Genomic DNA, 15,928 nt, shown 5'->3' on the forward strand with positions numbered 1-15,928 from the left:
GCTTCCCTCCCCGCATGCAACTCGCCCGCCTCGCCGCCCTCGCCAGCCTCCTCGCCGCGACGCTCACCGCCGCCGAGCCGATCAAGATCGGCCAATACGGCGCGTTCACCGGCAAGGACGCCGACTTCGGCCTCGCCGCCCGCAAGGGCGTGACGCTCGCCGTCGAGGAAGCCAACGCCGCCGGCGGCGTCCTCGGCCGCCCGATCGAGCTCGTCGTCGAGGACAACCAGTCGAAGCAGGGCGAGTCCGCCACCATCGCGAAGAAGTTCGTCTCGCGCGACAAGGTCGTCGCCGTCCTCGGCGCCAACATGTCCAACCACTCGCTCGAAGCCGCGCCGGTTTTCCAGAACGCGAAGGTGCCGATGATCGCCATCACGTCCACGAATCCGCGCGTGACCGAGATCGGCGACTACATCTTCCGCGTCTGCTTCATCGACCCGTTCCAAGGCACCGCGCTGGCTCAATTCGCCGTCGGCTCGTTGAAGCTCAAGCGCGTCGCCATCCTCACCTCCGTCAACAACGCCTACAGCGTCGGCCTCTCGAAGAATTTCCGCGAACAAGTCACCAAACTCGGCGGCACCGTCGTCGCCGAACAGCGACACAACGAAGGCGACAAGGACTTCCGCGCCCAGCTCACCGCCGTCAAAGCCGCCGGCGCCGAAGGCATTCTCCACTCCGGCAACTACACCGAGGGCGCGCTCATCTGCAAACAGGCGCGCGCGCTCGGCTTCACCGGCCCGATTTTCGGCGGCGACGCGTGGGAAGGCCCCGAGTTCCTCGCCATCGGCGGCGCCGCGGTCGAAGGAACTTATTACTCAACGCACGCCTCCAACGAGTCCGACTACCCCGCGATGAAGGCCTTCGTCGCGCGCTACCAGAAGCGCTGGGGCGAGCTGCCCAACGCCACGACGACGCTCGGCTACGAGGCGGCCATCCTGCTCTTCGACGCCCTGAAGCGCGCCGGCACGACCGACAGCAAGCCGCTCCGCGATGCCCTCGCTGCCACCAAGGATTTCCCCGGCGCCACCGGCCCGATCACCATCGACGAGAAACGCAACGCCGCCAAATCCGCGACGATCGTCGTGGTCAAGGACGGCAGGTTCAAGTTCCTCGAGTCGGTGCATCCCTGACGGAGCAGCACCGTGCCCTGTAGCCGGGGTCGCCGATCCCGGCCACACCCAACCGGCGCCAAACCCGACCGACCGGCCGCCCCTTCACAGTTGAAGATTGTGGCGAACCCCGCCGGCCGTTTGCCTGTCGCACACTCCCGCATGAACCGCCTTACCCCGTTCGTCCTCGGCGGCGCCTTGTTTGCCGCCGCCTGCCTTCACGCCGCCGATCCGATCAAAGTCGGCGAATACGCCTCGCTCACCGGCAAGGAGGCCGCCTGGGGCCAGAGCTCGCACAAGGGCACGCTCCTCGCCGTCGAGGAAATCAACGCCGCCGGCGGCGTCCTCGGCCGCCCGCTCGAACTGTTGACCGAGGACAACCAATCCAAGCAAGGCGAGTCCGCCACCGGCGTGAAAAAACTCATCGCGCGCGACCGCGTCGTCGCCGTCCTCGGCGAAGTCGCGTCGATCCGCACGCTGGAGGCCGCGCCCGTCATCCAAAACGCGAAGATCCCCATGATCGCCCCGGGCGCGGTCAACGCGAAGATCACCGAGGTCGGCGACTACATCTTCCGCGTCTGCTTCATCGATTCCTTCCAAGGCGTCGTGCTCGCCAAGTTCGCCCGCGAGACCCTGCGCGCCCAACGCGTCGCCGTCCTCACCTCGGTGAACAGCGCCTACAGCGTCAGCCTCGGCAAGGTTTTCAAGGAGCGCTTCATCGCCGACGGCGGCACCGTCGCCATCGAGCAGAAATACAACGAAGGCGACAAAGACTTCCGCGCCCAGCTCACCGCCATCAAGGCCGCCAAGCCCGACGCCCTCATCGTGCCCGGCTACTACACCGAAGCCGCGCTCATCTGCGCGCAAGCCCGCCAGCTCGGCCTGACGCTGCCCATCTTCGGCGGCGACGGCTGGGACGATCCCGCGCTCATCGCCATCGGCGGCGCCGCGGTCGAAGGCACGCACTTTTGCACCCACTACTCGCCCGACAACCCGAGCAAGGCCGTGCAGGATTTCAACCAGCGCTACCGCGCCCGCTTCGGCGAGGCGCCCGGCGCCTATGCCGCGCTCGGCTACGACTCGGTTGCCGTGCTCGCCGACGCCCTCAAGCGCGCCGGCAGCACCGAGCCGAAGGCCCTGCGCGACGCCCTCGCCGCCACGAAGAACTTCGCCGCCGTCACCGGCAGCATCACGATCGACGAAAAGCGCAACGCCTCGAAGCCCGCCGTCATCCTCACCGTCAGGAACGGCCAGTATCAGTTCGTCACGAGCGTCGCGCCGTGAAATGCCCGCGTGCGGCGAGGTGGAACGCGTTGCCCCCAACGCGTTCAAGAACTCCCGCCGCAGTTCGAAAGTCCGAGCGCGTTGAGGTCAACGCGCTCCACCTGCGCCAGTTGAGAGTTGAGTGTTGAGAGCTGTGGGCTTCCATAGCGCGCAATCGTGGCTCGGCGCTCTCAACTCTCAGCTCTCATCTCTCAACTAACCGCGCTCCTCGCTGCGCTCGTCCTCGCCGCCTCCGCCCGCGCCGTGCCCGAGCCGATCAAGATCGGCATGTTCGCCTCGCTCACCGGCAAGCAGGCCTACTTCGGCGAAACCAACAGCCGCGGCGCCGCCTTCGCCGTCGAGGAACTCAACGCCGCCGGCGGCCTCCTCGGCCGCAAAGTCGAGTTGCTCGTCGAGGACACGCGCTCGATGCCGGGCGAAGCCGCTACGTCCGCGAAGAAACTCCTCCATCGCGACCACGTCGTCGCGCTGGTCAGCGGCACCGCGTCGTCGCCGGCGCTCGAAGTCGCTCCGCTGTGCCAAGCCGCCGGCATCCCGCTCGTCGCCGCCACCGCCACCAATCCGCGCGTGACCGAAGTCGGCAGTTTCATCTTCCGCGCGTGCTTTGCCGACCCGTTCCAGGGCACCGTGCTCGCCCGCTTCGCCAAGGACCGCCTCCACGCGCGCCGCGTCGCCATCGTCATCGCCAACGGCTCCGCCTATAGCGTCGGTCTCGCGAAATACTTCCGCGAACGCTTCACCGCCGACGGCGGCGAAATCGTCGCCGAGCCGAAATACAGCGAAGGCGAAAAGGATTTCCGCGCCCAACTCACCGCCATCCGCGCGGCGAAACCCGACGCCGTGTTCGCCTCGGGCGATTACCTCGAATCCGCGCTGCTCTGCGTCCAGGCCCGCGCGCTCGGCCTCACGATGCCGATCTTCGGCGGCGACACTTGGGACGCCACCGCGCTCGTCGAACTCGGCGGCAAGGCGGTCGAAGGCGGCTACTTCACCGCGCACTTCTCACCCGAAGCGCGCGATCCCGCCGTGCAGTCGTTCGTCGCCCGCTTCGAAAAGCGCTTCGGCCTCAAACCCGACACCGGCATGTCGCTCGGCTACGATGCCGTCATGCTCCTCGCCGACGCCATCAAGCGCGCCGGCTCGACCGACGGCCGCGCCGTGCGCGACGCTTTGGCCGCGACCAAGGACTTTGCCGGCGTCACCGGCCGCATCACGATCGACGCCCAGCGCAACGCCGCCAAGTCCGCCGCAATCTTCACCGTCCGCGGCGGCAAGTTCGTCTATCTCGAATCCGTCGATCCGCGATGACCGAGTTTCTGCAACAGTTGCTCAACGGCATCTCCCTCGGTGCGATCTTCGCGCTCATCGCGCTGGGCTACACGATGGTTTACGGCGTGCTGCGCTTCATCAACTTCGCGCACGCGGACGTGTTCATGGTCGGATCGTTCGTCGGCTACTACGCCGGCAAGCTCGTGCCGGAGCACTCGATCTGGGGCGGGATGCTGGTGCTCGCGCTGGCGATGATCGCGTGCGCCATCCTCGGCGTCGTGATCGAGCGCCTCGCCTATCGTCCGCTGCGCGGCGGTCCGACACTCAACGTCCTCATCACCGCCATCGGCGTTTCGCTCCTGCTCGAAAATCTCGGCCAATTCGTCTTCGGCGCCACGCCGCGGCCGTTTCCGGAGCTGTTTCCCGTCACGACCTACGACTTCGGCGGCATCTTCATCTCGAGCAACCAGCTCGTCGTGATCGGCGTGACGCTCTTCCTGCTCTTCGCGCTCCGCTTCATTGTCATGCGGACGAAAATCGGCACCGCGATGCGCGCCGTCTCGATGAACAAGCAGGCGGCCTCGCTCGTGGGCATCAACAACGACCTCGTGATCTCGTTCACGTTCGCGCTCGGCTCGGCACTGGCCGCCGCCGGCGGCATTCTCTACGCGCTCAACTACCCGTCGATCGACCCGCTCATGGGCGTGCTGCCCGGCCTCAAGGCGTTCGTCGCCGCCGTGCTCGGCGGCATCGGCAACATCCCGGGCGCCGCGCTCGGCGGCATGTTGCTGGGCATCGTCGAGACCTTCGTCAACGGCAGCGAGTGGTCCACCTACAAGGACGCCATCGCGTTCGCGCTGCTGATCCTGATCCTGCTGTTCCGCCCTGCGGGCCTGCTCGGCCGCTACGTGAAGGAGAAAGTCTGACATGCCGCGTCCGCTGCTCAGCCTCCTCGTCGCGATCGCCGCCGCCCTCGGCGTGTCGGCGCTGTCCGGCCACATCGATCCCTACCACCTCGACGTCGCGGTCGGCATCGGCATCAACATCATCCTCGCCGTCTCGCTCAACCTCGTGAACGGCTACACGGGCCAGTTCTCGCTCGGCCACGCGGGCTTCATGTCGGTCGGCGCGTATCTCTCCGCGGCGGTCACGATGCTGCTCGGTCCCAAACTCCTCGGCGAATCCGGCGGCACCGCGTGGCAGCAAGGCGGCTTGTTCTTCGGCGCGCTGGTCGCGGGCGGCTTGAGCGCGGCGTTCGCCGGCCTGCTGGTCGGCATGCCCTCGCTGCGGCTCAAGGGCGACTACCTCGCGATCGTCACGCTCGGCTTCGGCGAGATCATCCGCGTGGTTTTCCAAAACTGCGAACCGCTCGGCGGCGCGCTCGGTCTCAATGGCATCCCCGCCTACACGACCATCTTCTGGGTCCTCGCCTTCGCGGCCGTCACGGTCTTCACGATCTATTGCCTCGTGCACTCGACCTACGGCCGCGGTTTCCTCGCCACGCACGACGATGAGATCGCCGCCGAGGCGGTCGGACTCAACACCACGCGCTACAAGATCGTGGCGTTCGTCGTCGGCGCGTTTTTCGCCGGCATCGCGGGCGGGCTCTACGGGCATTTCAAGCAGACCATCTCCGCGAGCGGCTTCGATTTCACGAAGTCGATCGAGATCGTGGTCATGGTCATCCTCGGCGGCATGGGCAACACGCTCGGCGTGATCCTTGCCGCCATCCTGCTCACGCTGCTGCCCGAGGTGCTCCGCGAGTTCTCCGACTACCGGATGATCGTCTACTCGCTCCTGCTCGTCGTGCTCATGCTCGTGCGCCCCGAGGGCCTGTTTAACTTCCGTCGCCGGAGGCCCGCGCCGTGAGCGAACCGATCCTCCAGCTCGACCGTGTCACGATTCGCTTCGGCGGCCTAACCGCCGTCAACGCCGTGGATTTCTCGATCGCGGAGGGCGAGCTCGCCGGCCTCATCGGCCCGAACGGCGCGGGCAAGACCACCGTCTTCAACCTCATCACCGGCGTCTATCGCCCCACCGAAGGCGCCGTGCGCTACGCCGGCCGCGATCTCGCCGGCACGCCGGCGTTCGAGCGCGCCGAACTCGGCATCGCACGCACGTTTCAAAACATCCGCCTCTTCGGCAGCCTCAGCGTCCTCGACAACGTGCGCGTCGCCATGAACCTCCACCGCGAAAATTCGCCGGTGCAAGCGCTCGTGCGCCTCGGAAAATTCCGCCGCGAGGAAGACGCGCTCACGCAACGCGCCGACGAGCTGCTCGACCTTTTCAACCTTCGCCGCTTCCGCGACGCGCCGGCGAAAAGCCTGCCCTACGGCGAACAGCGCCGCCTCGAGATCGTGCGCTGCCTCGCCACCAAGCCGCGCCTGCTGCTCCTCGACGAACCCGCCGCCGGCATGAACCCGAGCGAGAAAGTCGCGCTCGTGGAGCTGATCCAGCGCGTGCACCGGGAGTTCCAACTCTCGATCCTCCTCGTCGAACACTCCATGCGCGTCGTCATGGGCTGCTGCTCGCGCATCGGCGTGCTCGACTACGGCGTGAAGATCGCTGACGGCACGCCCGCGCAGATCCAAGCCGACCCGAAGGTCATCGAAGCCTACCTCGGCGAAGACCACGCGACTTCTCTTTCTCACCACTAATGCACACTAAGGCCTCACTCATTCCACGGCGGTTTGATTCATTAGTGCTCATCAGTGTCCATTAGTGGTTCCCTCCGATGCTCGAAGTCACCGACCTCTCCGTCTCCTACGGCGCCATCAGCGCGCTGGGCGGGATTTCGTTCCGCATCGAGCAGGGCCGCATCGTCACGCTCGTCGGCGCCAACGGCGCGGGCAAAACCACCACACTCAAAACCCTCTCCGGCCTCCTGCGCGCGAAGAGCGGCACGGTGAAGTTCAAAGGCGAGGACATCACGCGCCTCGCCCCGCACCACATCGTCGCGCGCGGCCTCGGCCACGTGCCGGAAGGTCGCATGGTGTTCGCCAATCTCACCGTCGACGAGAACCTCGCGATGGGCGCCTACCTGCAAAAGGACAAAGCCCGCATCGCACGCAATCGCGACTACGTCTTCGGCATTTTCCCGCGCCTGAAGGAACGCCTCGACCAAGCCGCCGGCACGCTCTCGGGCGGCGAGCAGCAAATGCTCGCGATCGGCCGCGCGCTGATGGGTGACCCGCAGTTGCTCATGCTCGACGAGCCCTCGCTCGGCATCGCTCCGAAACTCATCAGCACCATTTTCGAGAAGATCATCGAGATCAACCGCGAGCGCGGCGTCACCATCCTGCTCGTCGAGCAGAACGCCAAGCTCGCGCTCGAGATTTCCCACGACGCCTACGTCCTCGAAACCGGCCGCGTCGTCATGCAGGGCCCCTCGGAAAAACTCCGCGCCGACCCGCAACTGAAAGCCGCTTACCTCGGCGGCTGAGGCCCCCGACAGTCCGGCACGCCCGGCGTTGCGCGGCGCCCGCGCCCCACGCAGCCTGCTTCGCCACCCCATGAAAGCTCGTCTCGCGCTCGGCTGTTTCGCCCTGTTCGCCTCCACCCTCCCGTTCGCGTTTGCCGCGCCGCTCGACTCCTGGCCCGAGCCCACGCGGGAGAACAAGCCGTGGGTCCGCTGGTGGTGGCCGGGCAACGCCGTCGACGAGCCAAACCTCACGCGCGAACTGGAATCGTTCGCCGCGGCCGGCCTCGGCGGCGTCGAGATCACGCCCATCTACGGCGCGCGCGGCTACGAGGCGCGCTACGTCGACTTCCTCTCGCCCCGCTGGCTGCAGCTCGTCGAACACACCGGCCGCGAGGCGAAGCGCCTCGGCCTCGGTGTCGACATGGCCACCGGCACCGGCTGGCCGTTCGGCGGTCCGGGAGTTTCCCTCGTCGATGCCGCGCAAAAACTCGTGCTCAAGGACAACCGCCTCGCCGGCGAACCCACCGGCATGCAGGTGAAGCGCGCCGCGCCCGGCGGCGCCGGCAATGTCGTCGATCCCTTTTCCACCGCCGCGCTCGACCGCTACCTCGCGCCGTTCGGCGCGGCCTTTGCGCAATTTCCGCGGGAGCTCCTGCGCGGCCAGTTCCACGACTCCTTCGAATACTACAGCGCCAGCTGGACACCCGCCGTCGCCGAGCGCTTTCGCGCCATGCACGGCTACGACGCGAACGACTTCGCGGCCGAATTGCTCGACCAGAAACCATGCGCGCCCGACCAGCTCGCGCGCCTCAAGGCCGACTACCGCGCCACGCTCGCGCAACTCCACCTCGAGTATCTCCAGGCCTGGTCCAAGTGGTCGCACGAGCGCGGCTGGGTTATCCGCAACCAATCCCACGGCGCGCCCGCCAACCTGCTCGATCTCTACGCAACGGCCGACATCCCCGAGACCGAGGTCTTCGGCTCGACGCCGTTTCCGATCCCCGGATTGCGCCGTGTCGTCGCCGAGCTGCGCAACGACCAGGACCTCCCCGATTCGCTCGTCATCCGCGTCGCCTCCTCCGCCGCGCACGTCGCCGGCCGCAAACTCGTGTCGAGCGAGACGCTCACCTGGCTGCGCGAGCACTGGAAGGAAGCGCCCTCGATGATGAAGCCCGAGATCGACCGTCTGTTCGTCGATGGCGTCAACCATATCGTCTATCACGGCACGGCCTACTCGCCCGCCGACGCACCGTGGCCCGGCTGGCTCTTCTACGCCTCCACCGAGTTCAACGACCGCAATCCGCTCTGGCCCGACCTCGCCGGGCTCAACACCTACGTTGCCCGCGTGCAGTCGGTCCTCCAGGCCGGCGCGCCCGACACCGACGTGCTGCTCTACTGGCCGGTGCACGACGTGTGGCACGATGCCGGCAAACTCATCAACCAACTCGGCGTGCACGACGTGAGCTGGCTGGGCAAATCGCCGACCGGCCAGCTCGCTCAGGCGTTTCAACGGCACGGCGTCATGTTCGACTACATCTCCGACGCGCAGCTCGCCGCGACCACCACCGCCGAGGGAAATAACCACCTCCTCCGCACCCCCGGCGGCAACACGAGCCGCGTGCTCGTCATCCCCGCCGCTCGCCGCATGCCGGTGGAAACCTTGCGCCAAATCACCGCCCTCGCCGCCGCCGGCGCGACCGTGATCGTGCAACAGCTCCCCGAAGACGTTCCCGGCTACGGCCGTCTGGAAGAGCGCCGCGCCGCGTTCCGGCAACTGCTCGCCGCCCTCGGGAAAACGCGCGCCACTGTCGTCGGCCGCACCGAACCCGACGCGCTGCTCGCCGCGCCTGCTTTCGCGCAGCAAGTGCGTCGCGAACCGATCGTGGACGCGGGTGTGAGCTTCATCCGCCGCCGCACCGACGCAGGCCACGACTACTTCTTCGCCAATCTCAGCGCCACACCGCTCGATGGCTGGGTCACGCTCGGCGTTGCCGCCGAAGACGCGTTCATCCTCGACCCGCTGACCGGTCGCTCCGGCCGCGCGGCGCTCCGCGCCGAGGCGGGACACGCCGCCGTCCATCTCCAGCTGGCCCGCGGCGAAACGCTCATCCTCCGCACGAGCGCGCGCCGCCAAACTGATGCGCTCGCGTGGAGCTACCTCGCACCCGCCGGCGAAGGCGTCGCGCTCTCCGGCACCTGGCAGATCAACTTCACGCGTGGCGGCCCCGCGCTTCCCGCGCCGATCCGCACCACCGAGCTGAAGTCCTGGACCGAACTCGGCGACGCCGAGGCGCAACGCTTCGCCGGCACCGCGCACTATCGTCTCGAATTCGACCTGCCCGCCGATGTGCGCGCCGACGACTGGCAACTCGACCTCGGCGACGTCCGCGAGACCGCTCGCGTCCGCCTCAACGGCCGCGACGCCGGCCTCGCGTGGTCGCTGCCGTTCCACCTCCGCGTTGGCGAATTTCTCCGTCCGGGTCGCAACCTCCTCGAAATCGAGGTCACCAACCTCGCCGCCAATCGCATCCGCGACCTCGATCGCCGCGGCGTCACTTGGCGAATCATGCACGAAATCAATTACGTCGACATCCGCTACAAGCCCTTCGACGCCTCGAACTGGGATCTTGCCCCCTCCGGCCTGCTCGGTCCCGTGCGCCTCGTGCCGCTGACCAAGCTGGCACCCCGCTGAGCTGCACAATTTTTGCGCGTTGGGTCGCTCGCCTCGCGTCGCGACCCTCCAGTGACACACAGGAGGAGAATTTCGCCTTCCCCCGGCGCGAGTGGCTCTCACGGTCGGCAGCGTGAACCCCGGGGACCCCAGCCCTTCCTCACCGACGGAGCCGCGCACGCCGAACGAGCTGCTGGCGGTCGTCTACGAGGAGTTGCGCCGACTGGCCGCCGCAAAACTGGCGCGCGAGGCCAAGGGACAAACCCTGCAGGCCACCGCGCTCGTGCATGAAGCGTGGCTGCGGCTCGGCGCGGACGCCCAACCCGCGTGGGCCAATCGCGCGCACTTCTTCGCCGCCGCCGCCGAGTGCATGCGCCGCATCCTCATCGACCGCGCGCGCCGCAAACGCGCCGTGCGCCACGGCGGCGACCTCGTCCGCGTGAACGCCGACGAAACCGGCTTCGACCTCATCGCCACCGCGGTGGACGACGAGGAAATGCTGCTCGTGAGCGAAGCCCTCGATCGCCTCGCGGCCATCGACCCGCGCAAGGCGGAGCTGGTGAAACAGAAATACTTCATCGGCCTCTCGCTCGAGGAGGCCGCCGATCTGCTCGGCATCTCGCACAGCACCGCGCACCGCGATTGGGCCTACGCCCGCTCGTGGCTGTTCGCCGAGCTCAAACGCCTCCGCGCCTGAGCCAGCCCGTCTCCCGCTCCTCCACGCCGAGCGCCCCTGATTTTCACCTCCAGATGACAGTTTCGGCCCGTGTTCCACGCATTGGAACCGGCCCGTCTCCCTCCACCGTGTTTATCTGTCGCCACCACGTCCTCACTTCACGGGCCGTCTTGCAACCCCCGTGACCCGAGAAGAGCAACTCTTCAACGAAGCCCTTGCCCTGCCCCCGGCCGACCGCGCCGCGTTCGTCGCACGCGCCTGCGCCGGCGACGAGCCGTTGCACCGGCGACTCGCCGAGCTGCTCGACGCCTACGCGTCGTCGGACGACTTTCTCGCCGCGCCGGCGCTCCTGCCTCCGCCCGGCCTGATCGAGGAGAAGCCCGGCGACGTCCTCGGCCGCTACACGCTGGTCAGCAAACTCGGCGAGGGCGGCTGCGGCTCGGTCTACCTCGCCGAGCAGCACGAACCCGTCCGCCGACACGTGGCCCTCAAGGTCATCAAACTCGGCATGGATACGCGCGAGGTCATCGCCCGCTTCGAAGCGGAGCGACAGGCGCTCGCGTTGATGGATCACCCGAACATCGCGCGCGTCTTCGATGCCGGCGCCACTGCCGCCGGCCGGCCGTATTTCGTGATGGAATTCGTCGACGGCGTGCCGATCACGCAGTTTTGCGACACGCAACAACTCGCCGTGCCCGAGCGGCTCGACCTGTTCGCGCGCCTCTGCCTCGCGCTCCAGCACGCGCACCAGAAGGGCATCATCCATCGCGACCTTAAGCCGTCCAACATCCTCGTCACGCTCGTGGACGGCGTGCCCACGCCCAAGATCATCGACTTCGGCATCGCCAAAGCCACGCAGGGCAAACTCACCGCGCACACGCTCGTCACCCGCTTCGAGCAGATGATCGGCACGCCGGTCTACATGAGCCCCGAGCAGGCCGACCTGCGCGATACCGACATCGACACGCGCAGCGACATCTACTCGCTCGGCGTCCTTCTCTACGAACTGCTCGCCGGCCGCCCGCCCTTCGATCCGCAGTCGCTCCTCCAAGCCGGCGTCGCCGAGGTCCGCCGCATCATCCGCGAAACCGATCCGCCGCGGCCCTCCGCCGCCGTTTCCACGCTCGCCGACGCCGACCGCACCACCGTCGCGCAACGCCGCCGCGCCTCGCCCGCCCGCCTGCCGTCCGCCCTCCGCGGCGACCTCGACTGGATCGTCATGCGCTGCCTCGAGAAACAGCGCGACCGTCGCTACGGCACCGCCGAGGAACTCGGCCGCGACATCCGGCGCCACCTCAGCCGCGAGCCCGTCACCGCGCGCCCACCCAGTGCGCTTTATCGCACCCGGAAATTCATCTCCCGCCACCGCCTCGCCTGCGCCAGCGCCGCTGCCCTCACTGTCGCCCTGCTCGCCGGCGCCACCGTCAGCACGTGGCAAGCGATCCGCGCCACCCGCGCCGAACACGAAGCCCGCCTCGCCCAATCCGATGCCCAACGCCGACAAGAGCAGGCCGAGGCGATCCTCGGTTTCATGCTCGGCGATTTTCGCGCCGAGCTGAAGAAACTCGGCCGCCTGTCGTTGCTCGATGGTGTCGGCGACAAGGCCATGGCGCACTTCGCCGCGCTCACGCCGGGTGACCAGACCGACAACGCGCTGCTCCAGCACGCAACCGCACTTTCGCAGATCGGGGAAATCCGCCTCGACCAAGCGCGCTTCGCCGACGCCGAGGCGGCCTTCGTCGCCGCCCACGATCGCGCCTCAACCTTGGCGACTCGCCGTCCCGGCAACGGCGACATGATCTTCGCCCGCAGCCAGGTGGAATACTGGCTCGGCGTCACCCGCCGCAAGAAGGGCGATTTGCCCGGCGCCAGCCGCTGGCTCACCGCCTATCGCGACAGCGCCCTCCGACTTGTCGCCCTCGATCCCACGAGATCCGCGTGGCAAATCGAGCTCGGCTTCGGCCACCACAGTCTCGCGGTGCTCGAGATGGATCGCGGCAACTACGCAGCCGCGCGCGCCGGCTTCCTCGCCGAGTTGGCCATCTTGGAGCGCGAAAGCGCCGCCAAGCCGGGCGGCGGCGACACCGCGTTGCGCTACAACATCGCGGACGTGCACTCTTGGCTCGGTTCAGCCGCCGAGCGCAGCGGCGACTTTGGTGAAGCGCGCGCACGTTACGAAGATCAGGTGCGACGGATCGAAGAGCTTCTGCAAGCCGAGCCAGACAACGTGCGCTGGTCGGTGCGATTGGCCGATGCGCTTGGATTCAAGGCCGAACTCGCATTGCACACACAACGCGTGACTGATTCCCAAGCTTCAAATCGAAGAGCCTTTGCGTTGATCGCTGCGCAGTGCGCAAAGGACCCTGCAAATCGCACGTGGCAGAGAATAGCGCTAGCCATTCGTCTCCGCGAGGTGGCGCTGCTGCGAGCACGAGGCGAGGTTGAGGGCGCGAGCGTAGCGGCGAACTCTGCACGCAACGCGCTGGAGAAACTCGTGCTGCTAGAGCCCTCATCGCGCGAGTTCGCAGTGTTGCTGCTGCGGGCGCGACATTGGGACGCGGAACTCGGTGCCGCGCTTGGCCAGCGCGATGCCGGCGCGACCATGGGCAAGGCCATCGAACTCGGCGAGTGGCTCATCGGATTGGAGCTGGTGAATGGCACCGGATTTGGCGAGTTCCTGACCACGTGTCAGGCCGCCGCTTCGCTGAGCGAGCAGGCGGGAGATACGGCCCAAGCGACGGCTCTTCGGCAACGCGCCGTCGCGGTCGCGGCCCCGTATTTGGATCAAAGCCGCGATTGGCGCCTGCTCGACCCCGCTGCCCGAGCCCTCTCGGGGCTCGGCCGCAACGAAGAAGCGCGCGCCTTGGTCGCGCGCCTTTCGCGCTCCGGCTACGTGCCGCCGTCGCCTTGGCCGGCCGCGCTGCTCCCGTGAATTTTGTCCCCAACCGTAAACCCCAAAACAACACCACCATGTCAGCAGCCATCATCACCATACCCATCAAATACCTCCACTTCCACGAGGCCAAAGCGGGGTATTGCACCATCCAGACCATGACCGCCGTCGGCGATTCACGTGTCTCGATCAACCCGCAGACCAACACGGTCGTCATCACGCCCGATAAGACCAACACCAGGCCGCTTGGCCTTGTTTTCACCATCGCGGACGCTGGCACGGAAGGTCCGCCCGTCGGGCAGAGCGTGACCTACACTATCATGGGCATCTTCTTCACGGGGGTCGGCAACAGCAAAGCATTCTGTCAACCCACGGGCGCGGGCACCAATTGCGTCACGATCGTGGATAATGTGAGCCCCGCCGGCTCGTGGAGCTTCACTGTCGTCCTCAAGCAGGTGGTCTCACAAGGCGACATCGAAATCTCATCGAAAATCGGTGTGATCGATCCGCAGATCGAAAACACCCAAGAGTAGATACACGGACCTCAACTGCGTCCGAGCGGAGGCTCGGACCAGCCGGCAGAGACGGCGCTCGCGGCCCGGCGGCTCGGACATCGACATCGGATACCCGCAATCGCTTTTGAAAGCACGGAATCACCCCGCTTGATTTTTCCCAGAGCCCGCTACACTAGCGGGCTCTTCTTTTTCGTCCCTCAACTCTCAACCACCACCTCTCAACCAGAGCCATGTCCAACACCACTCCGCAAAAATTCGAGTTCCAGGCCGAGATCAAGCAGCTGCTCGATATCGTCATCCACTCGCTCTACACGGAGAAGGAAATCTTCGTGCGCGAACTCGTGTCCAATGCCTCCGACGCGCTCGAAAAGCTCCGCCATCTCCAGCTGACCGAGAAGGACATCCACGACGACGCCCAGCCGCTCGAAATCGCCATCACCACCGACGACAAGGCCAAGACCGTCACCATCCAGGACTACGGCCTCGGCATGACGCGCGAGGAACTCATCCAAAACCTCGGCACCATCGCCCACTCCGGCTCCAAGCAGTTCCTCAAGGCCCTCGGCGAGTCCGGCGCGAAGAACTCCAACCTCATCGGCCAGTTCGGCGTCGGCTTCTACAGCGCGTTCATGGTCGCGAAGTCCGTGAAGGTTTACTCGCACTCCTGGAAAAAAGACGCGCCCGGCCACGTCTGGACCAGCGACGGCTCGGGCAGCTACGAGGTCGAGGAAGTCGCCGACCAGCGCCGCGGCGCCAAGATCGTCGTCGAGCTGAAGGACGACTGCGCCGACTTCGCCCAGGACTGGAAGCTCAAGGAAATCCTCACGCGCTACAGCGCGTTCGTCGGCTTCCCCATCACGCTCAACGGCGAGAAGATCACCACCGTCCAAGCGCTCTGGCTCCGTAACAAGTCCGAGATCAAGGACGAGGAATACACCGAGTTCTACAAGTTCCAGGCCCACGCCCACGACGAGCCGCGCTATCGCCTGCACTTCAACGCCGACGCGCCGCTCACGATCAACGCCCTCGTCTTCGTGCCGCAGGAGAACACCGAGAAACTCGGCTTTTCGCGCCTCGAGCCCGCCGTCGCGCTCTACTGCCGCAAGGTCCTCATCGACGCCAAGCCGAAGGACCTGCTCCCCGAGTGGCTGCGCTTCCTCAAGGGCGTGATCGACAGCGAAGATCTCCCGCTGAACATCTCGCGAGAGACGATGCAGGACAAGGCCCTGCTCGACAAACTCGGCAAGGTCATCACCAAGCGCTTCCTCAAACTCCTCGAAGAAGAAGCCACGCAGCGCACCGACGCCTACAACGAGTTCTACGCCCAGTTCGGCATTTTCCTCAAGGAAGGCGCCGCGCTCGACTTCACGCACAAGGACCAGCTCGTGAAGCTGCTCCGCTGGGAGTCGTCGCTCACCGAGAAGGGCAAGACCACGTCGCTCGCCGACTACGTCTCGCGCATGAAGGACGGCCAAAAGGAAATCTATTACCTCGTCGCCCCGAACCGCGAAGCGATCGAGTCCGGCCCGTATCTCGAAGGCTTCAAGGCCCGCAACCTCGAGGTGCTCTTCTGCTACGAGGCGGTGGACGAATACGTCTTCAACAACGTCCGCGAATTCGACGGGAAGAAATTCCTCTCCGCCGACCACAGCGACGTGAAGCTCGACGACGTCCCGCAGACCGGCGAAGCCCTCAGCGAGTCCGACGTGAAGGACCTCGCCGCGTGGCTCAAGGAATCGCTCGGCGCCCAAGTCGCCGACGTGAAGTCCTCCGACCGTCTCGTCGGCTCGCCCGCGCTCGCGACCAACGCCGACAAATTCGCCTCGCCGATGATGCGCCGCATGATGAAGGCGATGAAAAAGCCCGGCGAAGCCGACGAGCCCGTGAAGGTGAACCTCGAGATCAACCCGCGCCACGCGGTGATCAAGAAACTCCACGCAATGCGCACCGCCGACGCCGACAAGGCCGAACTCGTCGCCGAACAGCTCCTCGACAACGCGCTCATCGCCGCCGGCCTCCTCGAAGACCCGAGCCGCATGGTCGCGCGCCTGAACAAGCTCCTCGAAAGCGTCTGAGCGCAACGCTGCGCC

12 protein-coding genes are annotated in these 15,928 nt (G+C 66.6%); all 12 read left to right on the forward strand.

What is annotated here, in order from left to right:
• Positions 1-14: 14 nt before the first annotated feature.
• The 12 genes from HZA32_02975 to htpG all read left to right on the forward strand — a co-directional run bounded on the left by HZA32_02975 (position 15) and on the right by htpG (position 15,913).
• The gene (locus tag HZA32_02975) at positions 15-1,130 is read left to right on the forward strand and encodes an ABC transporter substrate-binding protein (GenBank protein MBI5423022.1); all 1,116 of its coding nucleotides are present in this window, start codon (positions 15-17) and stop codon (positions 1,128-1,130) included.
• Positions 1,131-1,271: 141 nt separating this feature from the next.
• Entirely contained in the window at positions 1,272-2,393 is a 1,122-nt protein-coding gene (locus HZA32_02980; protein ID MBI5423023.1) for an ABC transporter substrate-binding protein, read from the forward strand.
• A 267-nt stretch (positions 2,394-2,660) separates the two neighbouring features.
• A complete protein-coding gene (locus HZA32_02985; protein MBI5423024.1) occupies positions 2,661-3,701 on the forward strand; it encodes an ABC transporter substrate-binding protein in 1,041 nt (346 codons plus the stop codon).
• Positions 3,698-4,588 (forward strand): branched-chain amino acid ABC transporter permease, encoded by an 891-nt coding sequence (locus tag HZA32_02990; protein ID MBI5423025.1) that lies wholly within the window; start codon positions 3,698-3,700, stop codon positions 4,586-4,588. Before HZA32_02985 ends, HZA32_02990 begins: the two co-directional genes overlap by 4 nt.
• Position 4,589: 1 nt before the next feature.
• Positions 4,590-5,531: a branched-chain amino acid ABC transporter permease gene (locus HZA32_02995; protein MBI5423026.1), complete on the forward strand. Its 942-nt coding sequence runs from the start codon at positions 4,590-4,592 to the stop codon at positions 5,529-5,531.
• On the forward strand, positions 5,528-6,319 hold the full coding sequence (locus HZA32_03000) for an ABC transporter ATP-binding protein (protein MBI5423027.1): 792 nt from the start codon (positions 5,528-5,530) through the stop codon (positions 6,317-6,319). The genes HZA32_02995 and HZA32_03000 overlap by 4 nt, the downstream gene beginning before the upstream one ends.
• Positions 6,320-6,396: 77 nt before the next feature.
• Positions 6,397-7,104, forward strand: a complete 708-nt coding sequence (locus HZA32_03005) for an ABC transporter ATP-binding protein (GenBank protein MBI5423028.1) — start codon at positions 6,397-6,399, stop codon at positions 7,102-7,104.
• A 70-nt stretch (positions 7,105-7,174) separates the two neighbouring features.
• Positions 7,175-9,775, forward strand: coding sequence for a glycoside hydrolase (locus tag HZA32_03010; protein MBI5423029.1), 2,601 nt, complete (start codon positions 7,175-7,177; stop codon positions 9,773-9,775).
• A gap of 112 nt (positions 9,776-9,887) precedes the next feature.
• Positions 9,888-10,451 carry a sigma-70 family RNA polymerase sigma factor gene (locus HZA32_03015; GenBank protein MBI5423030.1) on the forward strand — a complete coding sequence of 188 codons (564 nt, stop codon included), beginning with the start codon at positions 9,888-9,890 and terminating at the stop codon, positions 10,449-10,451.
• Positions 10,452-10,611: 160 nt separating this feature from the next.
• On the forward strand, positions 10,612-13,362 hold the full coding sequence (locus tag HZA32_03020) for a serine/threonine protein kinase (protein MBI5423031.1): 2,751 nt from the start codon (positions 10,612-10,614) through the stop codon (positions 13,360-13,362).
• Positions 13,363-13,400: 38 nt separating this feature from the next.
• Positions 13,401-13,856: a hypothetical protein gene (locus HZA32_03025; protein ID MBI5423032.1), complete on the forward strand. Its 456-nt coding sequence runs from the start codon at positions 13,401-13,403 to the stop codon at positions 13,854-13,856.
• A 212-nt stretch (positions 13,857-14,068) separates the two neighbouring features.
• A complete protein-coding gene (gene htpG / locus HZA32_03030) occupies positions 14,069-15,913 on the forward strand; it encodes a molecular chaperone HtpG (GenBank protein MBI5423033.1) in 1,845 nt (614 codons plus the stop codon).
• Positions 15,914-15,928: the final 15 nt, after the last annotated feature.

It is taken from the genome of Opitutia bacterium, from assembly GCA_016217545.1.
Lineage (GTDB): Bacteria > Verrucomicrobiota > Verrucomicrobiia > Opitutales > Opitutaceae > Didemnitutus.

Coding starts and splice junctions, on each gene's coding strand:
- HZA32_02980 (MBI5423023.1), top strand. CDS start 1,272: ATGAACCGCCTTACCCCGTTCGTCCTCGGCGGCGCCTTGTTTGCCGCC.
- HZA32_03005 (MBI5423028.1), top strand. CDS start 6,397: ATGCTCGAAGTCACCGACCTCTCCGTCTCCTACGGCGCCATCAGCGCG.
- HZA32_02975 (MBI5423022.1), top strand. CDS start 15: ATGCAACTCGCCCGCCTCGCCGCCCTCGCCAGCCTCCTCGCCGCGACG.
- HZA32_03010 (MBI5423029.1), top strand. CDS start 7,175: ATGAAAGCTCGTCTCGCGCTCGGCTGTTTCGCCCTGTTCGCCTCCACC.
- HZA32_02995 (MBI5423026.1), top strand. CDS start 4,590: ATGCCGCGTCCGCTGCTCAGCCTCCTCGTCGCGATCGCCGCCGCCCTC.
- HZA32_02990 (MBI5423025.1), top strand. CDS start 3,698: ATGACCGAGTTTCTGCAACAGTTGCTCAACGGCATCTCCCTCGGTGCG.
- htpG (MBI5423033.1), top strand. CDS start 14,069: ATGTCCAACACCACTCCGCAAAAATTCGAGTTCCAGGCCGAGATCAAG.
- HZA32_03025 (MBI5423032.1), top strand. CDS start 13,401: ATGTCAGCAGCCATCATCACCATACCCATCAAATACCTCCACTTCCAC.
- HZA32_02985 (MBI5423024.1), top strand. CDS start 2,661: ATGTTCGCCTCGCTCACCGGCAAGCAGGCCTACTTCGGCGAAACCAAC.